Origin of the sequence: Pseudomonas putida (assembly GCF_028682635.1) — a bacterium.
Classification (GTDB): Bacteria; Pseudomonadota; Gammaproteobacteria; order Pseudomonadales; family Pseudomonadaceae; genus Aquipseudomonas; species Aquipseudomonas putida_AE.
On record NZ_JANHLK010000005.1, the window covers coordinates 325,905 to 345,936 of the forward strand.

Sequence of the window (20,032 nt, forward strand, 5' to 3'; positions counted from 1 at the left end):
AGAGGCGGTGGACACGTACCCGGTATCAGCCTATGCGCCGCGCCCGAAAAAATAGGCACTGACGACACGCTGCCTATTTAACAGCAAAGCTGCAGCCTACTCAAATCAAGGAGTCCAGCGGTGCATCGGGGCCTCTTGCCGGCGTATGGCAGGACCTCCGGGCTGCAGCCTGGCGACAGGCTTGCTAGAGTGGTCCTGCACCTGTTGGATGAACTTCATCACCTTTAGGGGAAAAACATGGCAATCGATATCGGTATCAGTGAAGAGGACCGCAAGTCCATCGTCGACGGACTTTCGCGGCTGCTGTCGGACACCTATGTGCTTTACCTGAAGACCCATAACTTCCATTGGAACGTGACGGGTCCCATGTTCCGCACCCTGCATTTGATGTTCGAGGAGCAATACAACGAGTTGGCTTTGGCGGTCGATTCGATTGCCGAGCGCATTCGCGCGCTCGGATTTCCGGCGCCGGGTGCCTATTCCGTTTATGCGCGCCTGTCCTCAATCAAGGAAGAAGAGGGTGTGCCTGCTGCCGAAGACATGATCAGGCAACTGGTGGCGGGCCAGGAGGCTGTCACGCGTACCGCCCGGGGGATCTTCCCGCTGCTGGATAAGGTCAGCGACGAACCTACGGCTGACCTGCTGACCCAGCGCATGCAGGTCCACGAGAAAACCGCGTGGATGCTCCGCGCACTGCTGGATCAGTGATACGCCAGCGCGTGGATGGCACTGTTGTTCGCGCGCTGCCTTTCTTCGGATAGACGCCCTGTCGATTGAGCGATTTTTCGCTTGTAGCTGTGGGAAAAGCGCTCGACTAGGACCCTCTCCCTTATCCGCCTTCAGTTGTTGGCTTATCCTACGCGGACGGTCCTAAAGTCATCTGGCTATAACTTTGCCCTCACGTTTTTATAGGCATGCAATTGCTTTTATGGAAACCGCACATGGCAAAGGAGTGTCAGCGATATGCAATATGAAGGCGCAAGAGACGAGGGGCGGATCGGTTCGGCCAGGGATATAAGAATCGACCCATTTGTCAGTGAGTTCGATATGGGACTGGCCCGGCCGCAATCGCGATCGGTGCGATTGAATGGCTTTGCCACCTGTTTGCGGCTTGAACAGGTGTATTGGGATATCTTGGGCGACATGGCCAGGGTCAATTGCTGTTCGGTCAGCGCGCTGCTGTCCCATGTCGATCGCGAAGTGCATTTGCGTCATGGTGGGGTGAGAAATTTCAGCGGGCTGGTGCGGGTGGTCTGTGTTGTCCACAGCCGCAAGGAAGGGCGTTACCCGGTCATGGCTTGAACCGGATGAATGAAGGAGCAACGTGTCGATCTGTGCAGTCTTACGGCTGCACAGGCTGCATTTAATGGATATAATCCCGCTCTTTGCCGCAAAACCCAGCGTGCGCGGTAGCAATCTGATCGCCGAGACAACCCCCATGCCGATGTACGATTACCAATGTGCTTCCTGTGGTCATCAGTTGGAAGCCATTCAAAAGATCAGCGATGCACCGTTGGTCGACTGCCCTGCGTGCCAGGCGCCAGAGCTTAAGAAGATGCTGTCCATGCCAGGTTTCCGCCTCAGCGGCACCGGCTGGTACGAGACCGATTTCAAGACCGGTTCCAAGAAGAACCTGGCCGGCGGCGACAAAGCTGACTAGGGTTGCGGACCTGAGTTGAACCACACGCGCGAGTTCTTGCGTCATCCGTCAGCGGATCGACGCGAGCTCTCCAACCGAATGTCGAATTACGAGAAGTGAAACCACTACCATGATGCGCAGCCATTATTGCGGCCAACTGAACGAAAGCCTGGAAGGCCAGGAAATTACCCTTTGCGGATGGGTCCACCGTCGTCGTGACCACGGTGGGGTGATTTTCCTCGATATCCGTGATCGTGACGGTCTGGCCCAGGTGGTGTTCGATCCGGACCGCGCTGAATCCTTTGCCGCTGCCGATCGCGTGCGCAGCGAGTACGTCGTGAAGATCACCGGCAAGGTTCGCCTGCGTCCGGCCGGTGCCACCAACGCCAACATGGCGTCTGGCATGATCGAAGTCCTGGGCTATGAACTGGAAGTGCTGAACGAGTCGGAAACCCCGCCGTTCCCGCTGAACGAGTTCTCCGACGTCGGCGAAGAAACCCGCCTGCGCTATCGCTTCCTCGACCTGCGTCGTCCGGAAATGGCCGAAAAGCTGCGCCTGCGTTCGCGCATGACCACCAGCATCCGTCGCTTCCTCGACGAGAACGGCTTCCTCGACGTCGAAACGCCGATCCTGACCCGTGCCACCCCTGAAGGTGCTCGCGACTACCTGGTCCCTAGCCGTACCCACGCCGGCTCGTTCTTCGCCTTGCCGCAATCGCCGCAGCTGTTCAAGCAACTGCTGATGGTCGCCGGTTTCGACCGTTACTACCAGATCGCCAAGTGCTTCCGCGACGAAGACCTGCGTGCCGATCGCCAGCCGGAATTCACCCAGATCGACATCGAGACCAGCTTCCTCGATGAAAAAGAGATCATGGGCCTGACCGAGCAAATGATCCGCAACCTGTTCAAGGAAGTGCTGGGCCTGGAATTCGGCGAGTTCCCGCACATGACCTTCGAAGAGGCCATGCGCCGCTACGGTTCCGACAAGCCGGACCTGCGTAACCCGCTGGAACTGGTCGACGTTGCCGACCAGCTCAAGGAAGTCGACTTCAAGGTGTTCAGCGGCCCGGCCAACGACCCTAAATGCCGCATTGCCGCCCTGCGCGTTCCAGGCGGGGCGAGCATGCCGCGCAAGCAGATCGACGATTACACCAAGTTCGTCGGCATCTACGGTGCCAAGGGCCTGGCGTACATCAAGGTCAACGAGCGCGCCAAAGGCGTCGAGGGCCTGCAGTCGCCAATCGTGAAGAACATTCCTGAGGCCAACCTCAACGTGATCCTCGATCGCGTCGGTGCGGTCGACGGCGATATCGTGTTCTTCGGTGCCGACAAAGCCAAGATCGTCAGCGAAGCCCTGGGCGCGCTGCGGATCAAGCTGGGCCACGACCTGGAGCTGCTGACCTGCAAGTGGGCGCCAATGTGGGTCGTCGACTTCCCGATGTTCGAAGAAAACGACGACGGCAGCTTCACCGCCTTGCACCACCCGTTCACCGCGCCGAAGTGCACCCCGGCAGAGCTGGAAGCCAACCCGGCTGGCGCTCTGTCCCGCGCCTACGACATGGTCTTGAACGGTACCGAGCTGGGTGGCGGTTCGATCCGTATCCACCGTAAAGAGATGCAGCAGTCGGTGTTCCGTCTGTTGGGTATCAACGAAGCGGAACAGGAAGAGAAATTCGGCTTCCTGCTCGACGCCCTGAAATACGGCGCGCCGCCGCACGGTGGCCTGGCTTTCGGTCTCGACCGTCTGGTGATGCTGATGACCGGCGCCCAGTCGATCCGTGAAGTGATCGCCTTCCCGAAAACCCAGAGCGCGGCGGACGTCATGACGCAGGCACCGGGCCAGGTCGATGCCAAGGCATTGCGCGAACTGCACATTCGTCTGCGCGAAACGCCCAAGGCTGAGTAAGGCTCAGGAGGGCGCATCTGTGGATGCGCCCTTTCTTTATACCTACAGCAGTTCAAGATTTTTTGTTTGCCGGCCGGCGCGATGCAGCGTGGCGGGCAATGTTTCAAAGAGAATTCGGAGCGAGTTATGGCAGGTCATTCCAAGTGGGCGAACATCAAGCACCGCAAAGAACGTCAGGATGCCAAGAGAGGCAAGATCTTCACCAAGTGGATTCGTGAGCTGACCGTCGCGGCCCGTCAGGGTGGTGGCGAGCCGGGCTCGAATCCGCGTCTGCGCCTGGCCCTGGACAAGGCCCTTGGGGCGAACATGAGTCGCGACATCATCGATCGCGCCATTGCCCGTGGTGCCGGTGCGACCGAGGCCGACAACGTCGAAGAGCTGACCTACGAAGGTTACGGCCCCGGCGGCGTGGCGGTGATGGTCGAGTGCATGACCGACAACCGCAACCGTACCGCGGCGGCAGTTCGCCATGCGTTCAGCAAGTGCGGCGGCAACCTCGGCACCGACGGTTCGGTGGCCTATCTTTTCGAACGCAAAGGGCAAATCAGCTTTGCGCCAGGCGTCGATGAAGATGCCTTGACCGAAGCGGCCCTGGAAGCCGACGCCGATGACGTGGTCGCCAACGAAGACGGCTCTATCGACGTGTTCACCTCGTTCACCGGATTCTACGCGGTGCGCAACGCGCTGGAAGCGGCTGGGTTCAAGGGCGATGACGCGGAAATCGTCATGCTGCCGACCACCAGCGCCGAGCTGGACCTGGAAGGCGCCGAGAAAGTTCTCAAGCTGATCGACATGCTCGAAGACCTGGATGATGTGCAGAACGTCTACTCCAATGCGGACATTCCAGAGTCGGTCGCCGCACAACTAAGCTGAATGCTACGCCCTCATTGTAGGAGCTGGCTTGCCAGCGAAGAGGCCCTTGAACTTTTGCAAGTCTTGAGGCCGCCTTCGCTGGCAAGCCAGCTCCTACAATTTCCTCGGATACTCGCATCAGCGTTATAGGCGTTATGACTTTAATTCTTGGTATCGACCCCGGTTCGCGCATTACCGGTTATGGCGTGGTACGCGATACCGGACGTGGCTGCGAGTACGTGGCCTCCGGCTGCATCCGTACCGGTGCCGGCGAGCTGCATGAGCGCCTGCAGATTGTCTACCGCGGCGTGCGCGAGATCATTCAGACCTACCATCCTGTCACCATGGGCATCGAGAAGGTGTTCATGGCGCGCAATGCCGACTCCGCCCTGAAGCTGGGGCAGGCCCGTGGCGCGGCCATCGTGGCTGGCGCGGAAGAAAGCCTGGAGATCGCCGAATACACGGCCACCCAGGTCAAGCAGGCGGTCGTCGGCACCGGCGCGGCCAACAAAGAGCAGGTACAAATGATGGTCATGCACATGCTCAAGCTGACCAGCAAACCGCAAATCGATGCCTCCGACGCCCTGGCCATTGCCATTTGCCATGCGCACACCCGCTCCAGCCTGTTGCCCCATGGCCTGGGCGCCGCACGCAGTCGTGGCGGGCGCCTGCGTCTCTGATAGCATCAGCAATCATTTTTCTGGAATGAGGGTGATGCGCCTGGGTTGTCGGCGCAAAACCCTTGTTCTCTCAGTCGCTGGCCCAGGGCTGGCCAACGCTCAAGGATCTGTAACGTGATTGGACGCTTACGCGGCACACTGGCTGAGAAACAGCCGCCGCACCTGATTCTGGATGTAAATGGCCTGGGGTATGAGCTTGAAGTGCCCATGACCACGCTTTATCGCCTGCCGTCGGTCGGTGAACCGCTGACGCTGCACACCCATCTGGTCGTACGCGAAGACGCGCAGTTACTCTATGGCTTCGTCGGCAAGCGCGAGCGAGACTTTTTTCGCGAACTGATCCGTCTCAATGGTGTAGGGCCGAAACTGGCCCTGGCCCTGATGTCGAGCCTGGAAGTCGACGAGCTGGTGCGTTGCGTGCAGTCCCAGGATACCTCGGCGCTGACCAAGGTGCCGGGCGTGGGCAAGAAAACCGCTGAGCGCCTGCTGGTTGAGCTCAAGGATCGCTTCAAGGCCTGGGAAACCGTGCCGGCCATGTTTGCCCTGGTGCCGAACCAGCCGGACGGGCCAGCGCCGGTCAACAGCGCCGAAAACGACGCGGTCAGCGCGCTGATCTCCCTGGGCTACAAGCCACAGGAAGCCAGCAAGGCGATTTCCGCGATCAAGGAGAAAGGCTTGAGCAGCGAAGACCTGATTCGTCGTGCCCTGAAGGGAATGATCTAAGTGATTGAAGCTGACCGTCTGATCGCCGCCACGGGTGCCCCCCGTGATCGCGAGGAAGTCCAGGACCGGGCGATACGCCCCGTCAGCCTGGCCGAGTACATTGGCCAGCCGACCGTTCGCGAGCAAATGGAGTTGTTCATCCAGGCTGCCCGCGGGCGTAACGAGTCCCTGGACCACACGTTGATCTTCGGCCCGCCGGGCCTGGGCAAGACCACCCTGGCCAATATCATCGCCCAGGAAATGGGCGTGTCGATCAAGAGCACCTCAGGCCCGGTCCTCGAGCGTCCAGGTGACCTGGCGGCGCTGCTGACCAATCTTGAGCCCCACGACGTGCTGTTCATCGATGAAATCCATCGCCTGTCGCCGATTGTCGAGGAAGTGCTGTACCCGGCCATGGAGGATTTCCAACTCGACATCATGATCGGCGAAGGGCCGGCCGCGCGGTCGATCAAGCTCGATCTGCCACCGTTCACCCTGGTCGGTGCGACCACCCGGGCGGGGATGCTGACGAACCCGTTGCGTGACCGTTTCGGTATCGTCCAGCGCCTGGAGTTCTACAGCACCGCCGACCTCTCGACGATTGTCAGTCGTTCGGCGAACATCCTCGGCCTGCCGCTCGACCCGGAGGGCGCCTTCGAAATCGCTCGCCGCGCCCGTGGCACGCCGCGGATCGCCAACCGTCTGCTGCGCCGGGTAAGGGATTTCGCCGAAGTGCGCGCCAAAGGCCACATCACCAAGCCGATTGCCGACCTGGCCCTGAACCTGCTGGATGTCGACGAGCGTGGCTTCGATCACCAGGACCGACGTCTGCTGCTGACCATGATCGAGAAGTTCGATGGTGGGCCGGTGGGGGTGGATAGTCTGGCCGCGGCGATCAGCGAAGAGCGTCACACCATTGAAGACGTGCTGGAGCCGTACCTGATCCAGCAGGGCTACATCATGCGCACGCCGCGGGGGCGGGTAGTGACCCGGCATGCGTACCTGCATTTCGGATTAAACATTCCGTCACGATTGGGCGAAATGCCCGTGGTAGACGAGTTCCTTGATGCCGTGGACGATTAATTAACTTTGCGGGCTGATTTTTTCGGGCAATGTGTGGTCCCAGGACCGTACTTTTGCGCGAAAGCCGCAGAACATTGAAAAACAGTTGCCTGGCCGGATTGGCAACCCGAGGAGTAAGCACTAGAGTATGCGCGCGCAAAACGGGCTTGAGCCTTTCGCACATCGTTGTCGCGTTTATTACGAGGACACCGATGCGGGCGGCATCGTGTATTACGTCAATTACCTCAAGTTTATGGAACGGGCTCGAACCGAGCGGCTACGAGAGCTGGGCTTTGCCCAATCCAAGCTTGCCGGTGAGGACCTGTTGTTCGTCGTGCATTCCAGCGAAGCGCGCTACCACGCGCCGGCGCGACTGGACGACGAGCTGCTGGTAAGCGCTGAAGTAATCGAATTGAACCGTGCCAGCCTGCGCTTCAAGCAGCAGGTCAGGCGGGCCACGGATGATGCACTGCTCTGCGAAGGGCAGTTTCTGGTGGCCTGTGTGCGCACTGAAAGTTTGAAACCCCGGGCCATTCCCGAAGCTCTACGAGCGGCCTTTGCCGCCGTGAGCGGCGCGGGTACACACTCAAAGCAGGAGATAAAGCGTGGAAGCTAACGTCGTCGACCATTCCTCCATGTGGAGCCTGGTCAGCAATGCCAGTATCGTGGTGCAACTGGTAATGCTGACCCTGGTAGCCGCATCGGTGACCTCATGGATCATGATCTTTCAGCGCAGCAACCTGCTGCGCGCCGGTCGACGCGCCCTGGAGAGCTTCGAAGAGCGCTTCTGGTCGGGTATCGACCTGTCCAAACTCTACCGTCAGGCGGGTAGCAACCCGGACCCGGATTCCGGTGTCGAGCAGATCTTCCGCGCCGGCTTCAAGGAATTTTCCCGTCTGCGCCAGCAGCCTGGGGTCGATCCCGAGGCGGTCATGGAAGGCGTGGCCCGTGCCATGCGCGTGGCCATTTCCCGTGAAGAAGAAAAGCTCGAGCAGAGCCTGCCGTTCCTCGCCACTGTCGGTTCCGTGAGCCCGTATATCGGTCTGTTCGGTACGGTCTGGGGCATCATGAACTCCTTCCGTGGCCTGGCGACTGCCCAGCAAGCGACCCTGGCCACCGTTGCCCCGGGTATCGCCGAAGCCCTGATCGCCACCGCGATCGGCCTGTTCGCGGCCATTCCAGCCGTTATCGCTTACAACCGTTTTGCTGCTCGCAGTGAAACCTTGCTGGGCCGTTACTACACCTTCGCCGATGAATTCCAGGCGATCCTGCACCGCAAAGTGCACACCAGCGAAGAATAAGCAGGTAATTTCCAGATGGCTTTAATCGCTCGAGCTCGCAAAAAGCGCAAGCCGGTTGCCGAGATGAACGTAGTGCCTTACATCGACGTGATGCTGGTACTGCTGGTCATCTTCATGGTGACCGCGCCGATGCTCAATCAGGGCGTGAAAGTTGATCTGCCCAAGGTTTCCAGCGAAGCCTTGCCGCAGGACAACAACACCCAGGTCCTGACCATTTCGATCAAGGCTGACAAGACCTATTACTGGAACCTTGGCAGCGAAGTCGACACCGAGAAGCAACAGGACAGGGCCATGACCCTGCCGCAAATGACCAGTGCAGTAACCAAGATCATTGCCGCCGGTAACGATAACGGCAAGCGCACCCAGGTCTTCATTCGCGGCGACAAGACTGTCGACTACGGCTCCGTCATGGGCGCCATGGGCGGGTTGCAGAAAGCCGGCGTCGGTAATGTTGGCTTGATTACCGAGGCGCCCTGATGCAGCAACAGCGAGAGCCGTCCGCCTCGGAAAGCTACTTCTGGCCTAGTGTCTGGGCGATTGGCTTGCACGTGCTGGTGTTCGGCATGCTGTTTGTCAGTTTTGCCTTTACTCCGGAGTTGCCGCCGGCCAAGCCGATTGTCCAGGCGACCCTGTACCAGCTGAAATCGAAAAGTCAGGCAACCACCCAGACCAATCAGAAGATTGCGGGTGAGGCGAAGAAATCCGCCGCACGCCAGACCGAAGTCGAGCAGTTGGAACAGAAGAAGGTCGAGCAGGAAGCGATAAAGGCTGCGGAACAAAAGAAAGAAGACGCGGCTCAAAAGGCCGAGGAAGCCAAGAAGGCCGACGAGTCGAAGAAAGCGGAAGAGGCGAAAAAGGCTGATGAGGCCAAGAAGGCCGATGAAGCCAAGAAAGCCGACGAAGCGAAGAAGACCGCCGAAGCCAAGAAGGCAGAAGAGAAACAATTGGCTGATATAGCCAAGAAGAAAGCGGAAGAAGAAGCCAAGAAGGCTGCTGAAGAAGAGGCCAAGAAAGCGGCTGCTGAAGAAGCGAAGAAAAAGATCGTCGAAGACGCGAAGAAGAAAGCCGCCGAAGACGCCAAGAAGAAAGCTGAAGCTGAAGAGGCGAAGAAGAAAGTCGCCGAGGAAGCGAAGAAGAAAGCTGCTGCCGATGCTGCGAAGAAAAAATCGCAGGACGCGGCGCGTAAATCCGCCGAAGACAAAAAGGCCCAGGCCCTGGCAGATTTGCTTTCCGATACGCCGCAGCGTCAGCAGGCCTTGGCCGATGAGCGCGGTGACGAAGTCGCCGGCAGTTTTGATGATTTGATTCGTCTTCGTGCAGCGGAAGGCTGGGCTCGTCCACCTTCGGCCCGCAAAGGCATGACGGTCGTGCTGCAAATCGGCATGTTGCCGGACGGTACGGTGACTTCGGCCAGCGTGGCCAAGTCCAGTGGTGACGGTCCGTTTGATGCGTCTGCTGTAGCGGCGGTCAAGAATATTGGACGTTTGACAGAAATGCAGGGAATGAAGCCGAGCGATTTTGCTCCGTATCGTTCATTCAAGATGACATTCACGCCTGAGGATTTAGCCCCGTGAGAAACCTTCTACGAGGAATGCTTGTCGCTATCTGCTGCATGGCAGGAATGGCGATGGCAGATGAGAAAAACATTCTGGTCACCAGCGGCAGCGATCGGGCCACCCCGATCGCGGTCGTGCCGTTTGGCAACCAGGGCGGCAGCGTGCTGCCGGACGACATGGCGGAAATCATCGGTAACGACCTGCGCAACTCGGGTTACTACTCGCCGATTCCAAAGCAGAACATGATCAGCCAGCCTAGCCAGGCCAGCGAAATCATCTTCCGTGACTTCAAGGCGCTGGGCGCCCAGTACGTGATGGTCGGCAGCATTGCCCCGGCGGGCGGTCGCCTGCAGGTGCAATACGCCCTGTTCAACGTCGCCACCGAGCAGCAAGTGCTGACCGGCAGCGTGTCGGGCAGCGTCGATCAGTTGCGCGACATGTCGCACTACATCGCCGACCAGTCGTTCGAAAAACTCACCGGCATCAAGGGTGCGTTCTCGACTCGCCTGCTGTACGTGACGGCCGAGCGCTTCTCCGAAAAGAACACCCGTTACACGCTGCAGCGTTCGGACTATGACGGTGCCCGTGCCGTGACCCTGCTGCAATCGCGTGAGCCAATCCTGTCGCCGCGTTTCGCGCCCGATGGCAAGCGTATCGCCTACGTCTCGTTCGAGCAGAAGCGTCCGCGCATTTTCATGCAGAACATCGACACCGGTCGCCGTGAGCAGATCACCAACTTCGAAGGCCTGAACGGCGCGCCAGCCTGGTCGCCGGATGGCAATCGCCTGGCGTTCGTACTGTCCAAGGACGGCAACCCGGACATCTATGTGATGAACCTGGGCTCGCGTCAGATCACCCGCGTCACCAACGGTCCTGGCATCAACACCGAACCGTTCTGGGGCAAGGATGGCTCGACCATCTACTTCACGTCCGATCGTGGCGGCAAGCCGCAGATCTACAAGACCAGTGTGGGTGGGGGCGGTGCCGAGCGCGTGACTTTCGTCGGTAACTACAACGCCAACCCTAAACTGTCGGCCGATGAAAAGACGCTTGTCATGATTCACCGTCAGGATGGCTTCACCAATTTCAAGGTGGCGGCCCAGGATTTGCAGCGCGGTAGTGTAAAAATCCTCACTGATAGCACTCTGGACGAGTCGCCTACTGTCGCGCCCAACGGCACCATGGTAATCTACGCCACCCGCCAGCAGGGCCGGGGAGTCTTGATGCTCGTGTCTATCAATGGACGCGTAAGGCTCCCGCTTCCTACCGCTCAAGGCGAAGTCAGAGAACCTTCCTGGTCCCCTTACCTGAACTGACGCGGCGCTATACGTTGTACTTAACACACTGGGGTTCATTAGGAGTTTCACGATGGAAATGCTGAAGTTTGGTAAATTTGCTGCGCTGGCACTGGCCATGGCTGTAGCTGTAGGTTGCTCGTCCAAAGGCGGCGACAATGCCGGTGAAGGCGCGGTAGATCCAAACGCTGGTTACGGCGCAAACACTGGTGCAGTTGACGGCTCCCTGAGCGAAGAAGCTGCACTGCGCGCTATCACCACTTTCTACTTCGAATACGACAGTTCGGACCTGAAGCCAGAAGCCATGCGCGCTCTGGACGTTCACGCCAAGGACCTGAAAGCAAACGGCGCTCGCGTTGTTCTGGAAGGCAACACCGACGAACGTGGTACTCGTGAGTACAACATGGCACTGGGCGAGCGTCGTGCGAAAGCCGTTCAGCGCTACCTGGTACTGCAAGGTGTTTCCCCAGCTCAGCTGGAACTGGTTTCCTACGGCGAAGAGCGTCCAGTTGCTACCGGCAACGACGAGCAGTCCTGGGCTCAAAACCGTCGCGTCGAACTGCGTAAGTAATTCGTCATGCGAACGTGCCGTCGTGCTGTAACTGTCCTGGCTCTCAGTCTCGCGCCGCTTGCGGCGTGGGCTGCGGTTCCTGTGGTCGACAACGACTCCGGCTATAACAATAGCGGGAGCAGTAATCCGCCTGCAGGTTACGGTACGAACGGCGCCTATGCCGGGGGAGGGGTTTCGACCCCTGTCTCGGCACAGGGTCAGTTGTTCAACCAACTGCAACAAATGCAGGATCAGATCTCGCGCCAACAGGGTGTGATCGAAGAACTGCAAAATGATGTAGCGCGCATGAAGCAGGAAAGCCTGGAGCGATACCAGGATCTTGATCGGCGCATAGGAAGCGGCGTTGCACCTGCCGCGACTCCTGAGAATTCTCCTGCCGGTGGCGACTTGAACGCCCCCGGTGCAGCAGCGGCTGGCGCAGCTGCGGGTGCCGGAGCGGCAGCCGCTCAAGCACCCGCCGCGGGTAGCGAGCCGGCGGATCCGGCGAAGGAAAAGCTCTATTACGATGCTGCCTTCGACCTGATCAAGGCCAAGGATTTCGACAAGGCCAGCCAGGCTTTTGCCGCATTCCTGCGCAAGTACCCGAACAGCCAGTACTCAGGCAATGCCCAGTACTGGTTGGGCGAAGTGAACCTGGCCAAAGGCGATCTGCAAGGTGCAGGTCAGGCCTTTGCCAAGGTTTCGCAGCTGTACCCCAAGCACGCCAAAGTGCCTGACTCGCTGTACAAGCTCGCTGACGTAGAGCGCCGCCTGGGTCATCCCGACAAGGTAAAAGGCATTCTGCAACAGGTTGTGTCCCAGTATCCGGGCACGTCTGCCGCTCAGCTGGCCCAGCGTGATCTGCAAAAAATGTAAGGGCTGCTTGACCCCTTTCGAAGAAACCCGCGCTTGTCGCGGGTTTTTTCGTTAGAATTCACGCCCTTTTTATGAAACACGCTTTTTGGGGCCTGCGCATTGCCGGGGCTTCTTGAAGTGCCTGACGGAGGCGGACAGCCTGTTTAGCTGTTACGCCCGTGGCGACTATGCAAGACACATTGAGAATTACCGAAGTTTTCTACTCGTTGCAGGGGGAAACGCGGACCGCTGGCCTGCCCACTGTTTTTGTGCGCCTGACCGGTTGCCCTCTGCGTTGCCAATACTGCGACAGCGCCTACGCCTTCACCGGCGGCACCATCCGCACCCTCGACGATATCCTCGAGCAGGTCGCCGGCTTTCGCCCGCGCTTCGTCTGTGTCACGGGCGGCGAGCCCCTGGCCCAGCCCAATGCCATTCCATTGCTCAAGCGCCTGTGCGATGCCGGTTACGAAGTGTCACTGGAAACCAGTGGCTCGATCGATATCTCGGCGGTAGATTCCCGGGTCAGTCGCGTCGTCGACCTGAAGACCCCGGGGTCGAAGGAAGCGCATCGCAACCGCTACGAAAACATCGAGCTGCTGACGCCCAACGATCAGGTGAAGTTTGTCATCTGCTCGCGGGAAGACTATGACTGGTCCGTGTCCAAGCTGATCCAGTACGGTCTGGACAAGCGCGCCGGTGAAGTCCTGTTCTCGCCAAGCCACCATGATCTCAATGCGCGAGACCTGGCCGACTGGGTGGTGGCGGACAACCTGCCAGTGCGTTTGCAATTGCAGCTGCATAAATATCTTTGGAATGACGAGCCGGGGCGCTGAAATGACTGAACCACTCAATACTGCTGAAAAACGCGCGGTGATCCTCTTGTCCGGTGGCCTGGACTCGGCAACCGTCGTGGCCATGGCGCGTGCCGAAGGCTACAGCTGCTACACCATGAGCTTCGACTACGGCCAACGGTCTCACGCTGAGTTACACGCCGCCGAACGTGTGGCCAAAGACCTGGGTGTTGTCGAACACAAGGTGATCGGGCTGAACCTGAACGGCATGGGCGGCTCGGCACTGACCGATACCAGCATTGACGTCCCGGAAGTCGCGGCTGAAGGTATTCCGGTGACTTACGTGCCTGCGCGTAACACGGTGTTCTTGTCCCTGGCGCTGGGCTGGGCGGAAGTGCTTGGTGCACGGGACATCTTCAGCGGTGTCAACGCGGTGGATTACTCCGGTTATCCGGACTGCCGTCCCGAGTTCATCGAGGCTTTCGAGCGCATGGCCAATCTGGCGACCAAGGCCGGTGTAGAAGGAATGGGTTTTCGCATTCAGGCGCCGCTGCAACATCTCAGCAAGGCACAGATCGTTCAGGCGGGTACCAGGCTTGGGGTGAATTATGGCCTGACCGTTTCCTGCTATCAGGCCGACGATGACGGCCGTGCCTGCGGCAAGTGCAGCAGCTGCCGCCAGCGAGCGGAAGGCTTCGCGGCGGCCGGAATCAGCGACCCAACACGTTATTTTTGATTTTTTTTAAAATAGGTGTTGAATAGTCCTTAAAAATCAGTATTATACGCGCCACCACACAGCGGGTCGTTAGCTCAGTTGGTAGAGCAGTTGGCTTTTAACCAATTGGTCGTAGGTTCGAATCCCACACGACCCACCATTTTTGGCGGTTTAGAAAATCCGGAAGGCCCACGCAAGTGAGGATTTCCGGGTTTTTTTTTGCCTGCGATTTGTGCGTTCGCCGATCCCGGCCAGCACTGCGTGGCTCAGGTCAGAATCATCTTTTGCATCCCGCGGATATTCTGTAGCCTTGCGCCTCTTCAAAGCTCTGATGATTACTCACTCTCCCGGCGGTACCCTCAAGGGTCCAGAGCTGGGGTGTATACTCGACTTTCGCGCTTAAGCGCCTGCAGGTCTTGCGAACATGACGCAGATTTCCGAACGCCTTCTGGTCCAGGCCCACCTCGACGCCAAGCAGCCCAAGCCGCTGACCGCCGAAGAGGAGGCCTATTACCGTGCTGCCATCGCCGCCGAGCTCAAGGCTCAGGACGCGGTGCTGGTGGCTCACTTCTATTGCGATCCGGTTATTCAGGCCCTGGCCGAAGAAACCGGTGGCTGTGTCTCCGACTCGCTTGAGATGGCTCGCTTCGGCAACGCCCACCCGGCCAAGACCGTGGTGGTCGCAGGGGTGAAATTCATGGGCGAGACGGCCAAGATCCTCAACCCCGAAAAACGCATCCTGATGCCGACCCTGGAAGCGACCTGCTCGCTTGACCTCGGGTGCCCGGTCGATGAGTTTTCCGCGTTCTGCGACCAGCATCCGGAGCGTACGGTGGTGGTTTACGCCAATACCTCGGCGGCGGTCAAAGCCCGCGCGGACTGGGTGGTGACGTCGAGCTGTGCGCTGGAAATCGTCGAAAGCCTGATGGATAACGGCGAAACCATCATCTGGGGGCCGGACAAGCACCTGGGCACCTACATTCAGCGTCAGACCGGTGCCGACATGCTGCTGTGGGACGGTGCCTGCATCGTTCACGAAGAGTTCAAGTCCAAGCAGCTCGAAGACATGAAGGCGCTGTATCCAGATGCGGCGATCCTGGTGCACCCGGAGTCGCCGACCTCGGTGATCGAGTTGGCCGATGCCGTGGGCTCCACCAGTCAGTTGATTGCAGCGGCACAGAGCCTGCCGAACAAGACCCTGATTGTCGCCACCGACCGCGGTATCTTCTACAAGATGCAGCAGTTGTGCCCGGACAAGGTCTTTATCGAGGCGCCAACGGCCGGTAACGGCGCGGCATGCCGCAGTTGCGCGCATTGCCCCTGGATGGCGATGAACACCCTTGAGCGCACGCTCAAGAGCTTGAAGGAGGGGACGAACGAGATCTTTGTTGATCCGGCGTTGATTCCGCAGGCGATTCGGCCGTTGAAGCGGATGCTCGACTTCACCCAGGCGGCGCGGATGAAGCTGGCCGGGAACGCCTGAGATCTATCAGGCAGGTCGCATAAAAACTGTGGGAGCGGGCTTGCTCGCGAAGAGGGCGTATCAGTCGACATAGATGTTGCCTGACACGCGCTCTTCGCGAGCAAGCCCGCTCCCACACTGGTTTGTGCTTACCGGAAATTATTTGGTCTTCTTCGGGATCCGCACCAGCTGGGTATTGGAATACATGTCATGCCAGCTGCGTTTCTGCTTGTCGAACAGCGACCAGAGGAACCCCAGGCCCACGCACAGCAACGATGCGATCGACACCACAAAGCGCAACAGCGCCTGCCACAGGCTGATGGACGAGCCATCGGCATTCTGTACGCGCACGCCCCACACCTGCATGCCCAGGGTCTGGCCTGAGTAAGTCCAGAACTTGGCGAAGAAGCCGAACAGCACGAACAACAGCACCGTCGACAGCAGAGGATCGCCATCAAGCGCGCCCGCTTCGGTGAGGGTGCGCATTTTCTCTTCGCCGATGATCGCCATCTGGATCATCTTGTAGACACCGCTGGTGACGATCAGCAGGGCGGTGCACAGCAGGAAGTCATAGAACATCGCTGCCAGGCGACGACCCAGGCCGACGGCGGGGAAGTTGCCCTGGGGTTTGAGCAGGTGTTTCGACATGGCAGCCTCTGGGCACAAAAAGAAGCCATTTTACGGATTTACGCGCACAAAAAAGCCCCTGATGTCACCATCAGGGGCTTTTTCGTTACAGAAGATTAGGCTTCTGCTTGTACTTCGTCAGCCTGCATGCCTTTCTGGCCCTGCACGGCGACGAAAGTCACTTTCTGGCCTTCTTTCAGGCTCTTGAAGCCGTTGCCCTGGATGGCGCGGAAATGCACGAACAGATCCGGACCGCTTTCAGGAGTGATAAAACCAAAACCTTTCTCGTCGTTAAACCACTTGACGGTACCGCTCTGACGTTGGGACATTTCTTATTTCCTTTGACGCAAAAAATTAATGACAGTCTCTTTCTCATGAAAGAGTACTGGGGCTGGTTGCAGGAGAGTAAGAAGACGTCGAACGGGATGTAGCTAACTTGTAGGCTACTGCCCAGGTCACGATTCCAAGCGACCCATGCAAACACAGTGAACAAACTCTACGCCAACTACGGGAGAAAAAACAAGCCCTCTGGAAGCCCCGGATTTGCTCAGGTTCCTGCCACCCCTGACAACTAGCCCGGGCTTATGCACTGGCGGCGTTCAAATGTTTTCGATCGTTATAAGCAAAGTTCATAATCGAAGCTTAGAGCCAAACGATGCACTATTTTATGGCGGTTGCGTTACACATTAGTGCAGTGTAAGAGCAACCGCGTTACTTATAGGAACAGTCAATCAGCCGCGATAGTAGCGTTGTGGAACAAATGGCATTTTGCTTACAAGCAAAGCCACTTTTTTCCCACGGACGATTGCCCATACCGGTGTGTCGAGGGCGATGTAGGCGCTGTCGACGTAACCCATGGCCAACGGGCCGCCCAGGGTCGGTCCGAAGCCGCCGCTGCACACGCTGCCGATGATCTCGCCGGCTTCGTTGACGATTTCCGCGCCTTCGCGCACCGGGGTGCGTTCCTGCGGTAGCAGGCCAACGCGCTTGCGGGTAACACCGCCTTGTTGCTGGGCGAATACATTTTCAGCGCCAGGGAAGCCACCGGCGCGCGCACCGTCAGCACGACGTGGCTTGGAGATGGCCCACAACAGGCTGGCTTCGATCGGGGTGGTCTCGGTGTTCATGTCGTGGCCGTACAGGCACAGGCCGGCTTCCAGGCGCAGCGAGTCACGCGCGCCGAGGCCGATGGCCGCCACTTCAGGTTCGGCCAACAGGGCTCGGGCCAGGGCTTCGGCGCTGGCGGCAGGAACCGAGATTTCAAAACCGTCTTCACCGGTGTAACCCGAGCGGCTGACAAAGCAGTCCACGCCCAGCAGGTTCACGCGGGCGAACTGCATGAAGGTCATCTTTGCCACTTCTGGCGCCAGACGTGCCAGCACGGTCACGGCGGCCGGACCTTGCAGGGCGAGCAGGGCGCGTTCTTCGAACAGCGGCTCGATAGTGCACTGGTCGCCGATGTGCTTGCGCAGGTGGGCCAGGTCCTGGTCCTTGCACGCGGCATTGACCACCAGGAACAGTTCGTCGTTGCCCAGGTTGGCGACCATCAGGTCGTCGAGGATGCCACCGCTCTCGTTGGTGAACATCGCGTAGCGTTGCATGCCCACTGGCAGGTCGATGATGTCCACGGGCACCAGGGTTTCCAGGGCCTTGGCGGCATTGGCGCCGGTCAGGCGGATCTGGCCCATGTGCGAGACATCGAACAGGCCGGCCTGCTCGCGGGTGTGCTGGTGTTCTTTCATCACGCCCAGTGGGTATTGCACCGGCATGTCATAGCCGGCGAACGGCACCATGCGCGCGCCCAGTTCGATGTGCAGGGCGTGCAACGGTGTTTTCAACAGTTGTTCGGTGGACATATTCAACTCCTGGAGAAGTGTGCAGATGAGCGCGCATCAGCACTCGATAATGTTGACCGCCAAACCGCCACGGGCGGTTTCCTTGTATTTGCTTTTCATGTCGGCGCCGGTCTGGCGCATGGTGCGGATGACCTTGTCGAGGGACACGAAGTGCTGCCCGTCGCCGCGCAGGGCCATGCGCACGGCATTGATGGCCTTGACCGATCCCATGGCGTTGCGCTCGATGCAAGGCACTTGCACCAGCCCGCCGATCGGGTCGCAGGTCAGCCCGAGGTTGTGTTCCATACCGATTTCCGCAGCGTTTTCCACTTGCTGCACGGTTCCGCCCAGCACTTCGCACAGGGCGCCCGCCGCCATGGAGCAGGCCACGCCGACTTCGCCCTGGCAGCCGACTTCGGCGCCGGAGATCGAGGCGTTTTCCTTGTAAAGGATGCCGATGGCCGCAGCGGTCAGCAGGAAGCGCGCCACCCCGTCGTCGTTCGCGCCGGGGATGAAACGCATGTAGTAATGCAGGACTGCCGGGATGATCCCGGCCGCGCCGTTGGTCGGGGCTGTCACCACGCGCCCGCCGTTGGCGTTTTCTTCGTTGACCGCCAGGGCGTACAGGTTGACCCAGTCCAGTACCGACAGGGGATCGCGCAGTGACGATTCGGGGTTTTTACAGAGTTGCCGATGCAGCGCGGCCGCCCGGCGCTTGACCTTGAGACCGCCGGGCAGGATGCCTTCGTTGCGGCAACCGGCGGCGACGCAGTCCTGCATCACTTGCCAGATTTTCAGCAGGCCGGCGCGGGTTTCCGCTTCCGGGCGCCAGGCACTTTCGTTGGTCAGCATCACCTGGCTGATGGGCAGGCCGTAGGTGGTGCAGTGGCTGAGCAGGTCCTTGGCGCTTTTGAACGGGAAGGTCAGGGGGGTGGCGTCTTCGACGATGCGGTCGGCGCCAGCGGCGTCTTCATCGACGACAAAACCACCGCCGACCGAATAGTACTCGCGGCTGCGGATTTGCAGGCCGGCGGCATCGAAGGCGCGAAAGATCATGCCGTTGGGGTGATAGGCCAAGGGCTTGCGGATCATCGCCAGGTGTTCTTTCTCGTTGAACGCAATGCTGTGTTCGCCGAGCAGGTTCAAGCGACCATTGCCGCGAATCGCTTGCAGGCGGGCGGCGACGGTTTCGGTATCCACGGTGTCCGGGTGTTCGCCTTCCAGGCCGAGCAGCACAGCCTTGTCACTGCCGTGGCCCTTGCCGGTGGCGCCGAGCGAGCCGTACAGCTCGACCTTGACGCAGGCGGTGGCTTGCAGCAGCCCTTCACGGCGCAGACCTTCGGCGAAACGCGCAGCTGCGCGCATCGGGCCGACGGTGTGGGAGCTGGAGGGGCCGATGCCAATCTTGAACAGGTCGAACACGCTTAACGACATGGTTGTTCTCCGGTTTCTTGTTATAGGAATTGGCGCAAATCTTGTGGAGATCCTGTAGGAGCTGGCTTGTCGGGTCGCCGCATCGCAGCGAAGGCGGTGTGTCAGGCAACAGTTGTGTCGGCTGATATTCCGTCTTCGCTGGCAAGCCAGCTCCTACAGGGGGGAGCGGTGTTCGTGGAAGTGGGGGCGGGTAAACCCGCCCCCCATTCGTTTAAGCGTAGCTTTCGATCGATGGGCAGGCGCAGACCAGGTTGCGATCACCGAAGACGTTGTCCACACGACCGACCGGCGGCCAGTATTTGCCTTCGATCAGCGACGCTACCGGGTAAACCGCTTGCTCACGGCTGTACGGATGCGACCACTCGCCGACGATTTCCGCCGCGGTGTGCGGGGCGTTCTTCAGCGGGTTGTCGTCCTTGTCCAGCGTGCCGTTTTCCACTGCGCGGATTTCTTCGCGGATGCGGATCATGGCGTCGCAGAAGCGGTCCAGTTCTTCCCTGGATTCGCTTTCGGTCGGCTCGATCATCAGGGTGCCGGCCACCGGGAAGGACATGGTCGGGGCGTGGAAGCCAAAATCGATCAGGCGCTTGGCCACGTCATCGACGCTGATGCCGCTGCTGTCTTTCAATGGGCGCAGGTCGAGGATGCATTCATGCGCGACCAGGCCGTTGCTGCCGGTGTAGAGCACTGGGTAGTGCTCTTCCAGGCGACGGGAAATGTAGTTGGCGTTGAGGATTGCCAGCTGCGAAGCACGCTTGAGTCCCGCG

The 20,032-nt window shown here is 59.5% G+C and carries 22 protein-coding genes, 1 tRNA gene and 1 pseudogene; 19 read left to right on the plus strand and 5 right to left on the minus strand.

The genetic code is table 11. The features are described from left to right. Positions 1-237: 237 nt before the first annotated feature. From NPS56_RS09105 to nadA, 19 genes are all read left to right on the plus strand, one after another. Positions 238-708: a Dps family protein gene (locus NPS56_RS09105; protein ID WP_180205182.1), complete on the plus strand. Its 471-nt coding sequence runs from the start codon at positions 238-240 to the stop codon at positions 706-708. A 255-nt stretch (positions 709-963) separates the two neighbouring features. Further along, on the plus strand, positions 964-1,302 hold the full coding sequence (locus NPS56_RS09110) for a ribbon-helix-helix domain-containing protein (RefSeq protein WP_274074362.1): 339 nt from the start codon (positions 964-966) through the stop codon (positions 1,300-1,302). 136 nt (positions 1,303-1,438) lie between these two features. Beyond that, positions 1,439-1,660, plus strand: a complete 222-nt coding sequence (locus NPS56_RS09115) for an FmdB family zinc ribbon protein (RefSeq protein ID WP_007977333.1) — start codon at positions 1,439-1,441, stop codon at positions 1,658-1,660. Between the two features lie 109 nt (positions 1,661-1,769). After that, positions 1,770-3,545 carry an aspartate--tRNA ligase gene (aspS, locus tag NPS56_RS09120; RefSeq protein WP_274074363.1) on the plus strand — a complete coding sequence of 592 codons (1,776 nt, stop codon included), beginning with the start codon at positions 1,770-1,772 and terminating at the stop codon, positions 3,543-3,545. Between the two features lie 126 nt (positions 3,546-3,671). Next, positions 3,672-4,418, plus strand: a complete 747-nt coding sequence (locus tag NPS56_RS09125; RefSeq protein WP_274074364.1) for a YebC/PmpR family DNA-binding transcriptional regulator — start codon at positions 3,672-3,674, stop codon at positions 4,416-4,418. A 134-nt stretch (positions 4,419-4,552) separates the two neighbouring features. Next, complete coding sequence (gene ruvC, locus NPS56_RS09130; RefSeq protein ID WP_008015799.1) at positions 4,553-5,077, plus strand: crossover junction endodeoxyribonuclease RuvC; 525 nt, start codon at positions 4,553-4,555, stop codon at positions 5,075-5,077. A 114-nt stretch (positions 5,078-5,191) separates the two neighbouring features. Continuing rightward, positions 5,192-5,800: a Holliday junction branch migration protein RuvA gene (gene ruvA, locus NPS56_RS09135; protein ID WP_046818808.1), complete on the plus strand. Its 609-nt coding sequence runs from the start codon at positions 5,192-5,194 to the stop codon at positions 5,798-5,800. Further along, positions 5,801-6,862: a Holliday junction branch migration DNA helicase RuvB gene (gene ruvB / locus NPS56_RS09140; protein WP_046818807.1), complete on the plus strand. Its 1,062-nt coding sequence runs from the start codon at positions 5,801-5,803 to the stop codon at positions 6,860-6,862. A 127-nt stretch (positions 6,863-6,989) separates the two neighbouring features. Continuing rightward, positions 6,990-7,457, plus strand: a complete 468-nt coding sequence (gene ybgC, locus NPS56_RS09145; protein ID WP_274074365.1) for a tol-pal system-associated acyl-CoA thioesterase — start codon at positions 6,990-6,992, stop codon at positions 7,455-7,457. Then, on the plus strand, positions 7,447-8,142 hold the full coding sequence (gene tolQ / locus NPS56_RS09150) for a protein TolQ (protein ID WP_007995636.1): 696 nt from the start codon (positions 7,447-7,449) through the stop codon (positions 8,140-8,142). The genes ybgC and tolQ overlap by 11 nt, the downstream gene beginning before the upstream one ends. Before the next feature lie 24 nt (positions 8,143-8,166). Then, a complete protein-coding gene (gene tolR / locus NPS56_RS09155; RefSeq protein ID WP_162279067.1) occupies positions 8,167-8,619 on the plus strand; it encodes a protein TolR in 453 nt (150 codons plus the stop codon). Next, positions 8,619-9,716 (plus strand): cell envelope integrity protein TolA, encoded by a 1,098-nt coding sequence (gene tolA / locus NPS56_RS09160; protein WP_274074366.1) that lies wholly within the window; start codon positions 8,619-8,621, stop codon positions 9,714-9,716. Before tolR ends, tolA begins: the two co-directional genes overlap by 1 nt. A 17-nt stretch (positions 9,717-9,733) precedes the next feature. Next, positions 9,734-11,014 (plus strand): Tol-Pal system beta propeller repeat protein TolB, encoded by a 1,281-nt coding sequence (tolB, locus tag NPS56_RS09165; protein WP_406592123.1) that lies wholly within the window; start codon positions 9,734-9,736, stop codon positions 11,012-11,014. 52 nt (positions 11,015-11,066) lie between these two features. Beyond that, the gene (gene pal / locus NPS56_RS09170; protein ID WP_003178634.1) at positions 11,067-11,564 is read left to right on the plus strand and encodes a peptidoglycan-associated lipoprotein Pal; all 498 of its coding nucleotides are present in this window, start codon (positions 11,067-11,069) and stop codon (positions 11,562-11,564) included. 6 nt (positions 11,565-11,570) lie between these two features. Beyond that, positions 11,571-12,419 carry a tol-pal system protein YbgF gene (gene ybgF / locus NPS56_RS09175; protein WP_274074368.1) on the plus strand — a complete coding sequence of 283 codons (849 nt, stop codon included), beginning with the start codon at positions 11,571-11,573 and terminating at the stop codon, positions 12,417-12,419. A 167-nt stretch (positions 12,420-12,586) separates the two neighbouring features. Beyond that, entirely contained in the window at positions 12,587-13,234 is a 648-nt protein-coding gene (gene queE, locus NPS56_RS09180; RefSeq protein WP_274074369.1) for a 7-carboxy-7-deazaguanine synthase QueE, read from the plus strand. Between the two features lies 1 nt (position 13,235). After that, the gene (gene queC, locus NPS56_RS09185) at positions 13,236-13,928 is read left to right on the plus strand and encodes a 7-cyano-7-deazaguanine synthase QueC (protein ID WP_274074370.1); all 693 of its coding nucleotides are present in this window, start codon (positions 13,236-13,238) and stop codon (positions 13,926-13,928) included. 63 nt (positions 13,929-13,991) lie between these two features. Beyond that, positions 13,992-14,067 (plus strand) — tRNA-Lys (locus NPS56_RS09190). A gap of 264 nt (positions 14,068-14,331) precedes the next feature. Further along, positions 14,332-15,390 (plus strand): quinolinate synthase NadA, encoded by a 1,059-nt coding sequence (gene nadA, locus NPS56_RS09195; protein WP_192410366.1) that lies wholly within the window; start codon positions 14,332-14,334, stop codon positions 15,388-15,390. A gap of 138 nt (positions 15,391-15,528) precedes the next feature. Here the strand turns inward: nadA and NPS56_RS09200 are convergent, their stop codons facing one another. The 5 genes and pseudogenes from NPS56_RS09200 to NPS56_RS09220 all read right to left on the minus strand — a co-directional run. Next, on the minus strand, positions 15,529-16,017 hold the full coding sequence (locus NPS56_RS09200; RefSeq protein WP_274074371.1) for an RDD family protein: 489 nt from the start codon (positions 16,015-16,017) through the stop codon (positions 15,529-15,531). 95 nt (positions 16,018-16,112) lie between these two features. Next, the gene (locus NPS56_RS09205; RefSeq protein WP_003175786.1) at positions 16,113-16,325 is read right to left on the minus strand and encodes a cold-shock protein; all 213 of its coding nucleotides are present in this window, start codon (positions 16,323-16,325) and stop codon (positions 16,113-16,115) included. A 402-nt stretch (positions 16,326-16,727) separates the two neighbouring features. Further along, positions 16,728-17,852: a glycine cleavage system aminomethyltransferase GcvT gene (gene gcvT / locus NPS56_RS09210; RefSeq protein ID WP_274074372.1), complete on the minus strand. Its 1,125-nt coding sequence runs from the start codon at positions 17,850-17,852 to the stop codon at positions 16,728-16,730. A 36-nt stretch (positions 17,853-17,888) separates the two neighbouring features. Then, on the minus strand, positions 17,889-19,265 hold the full coding sequence (locus NPS56_RS09215; RefSeq protein ID WP_274074373.1) for an L-serine ammonia-lyase: 1,377 nt from the start codon (positions 19,263-19,265) through the stop codon (positions 17,889-17,891). A gap of 211 nt (positions 19,266-19,476) precedes the next feature. Beyond that, a pseudogene (locus tag NPS56_RS09220) lies at positions 19,477-20,032 on the minus strand (glycine dehydrogenase (aminomethyl-transferring)); the annotation flags it as partial.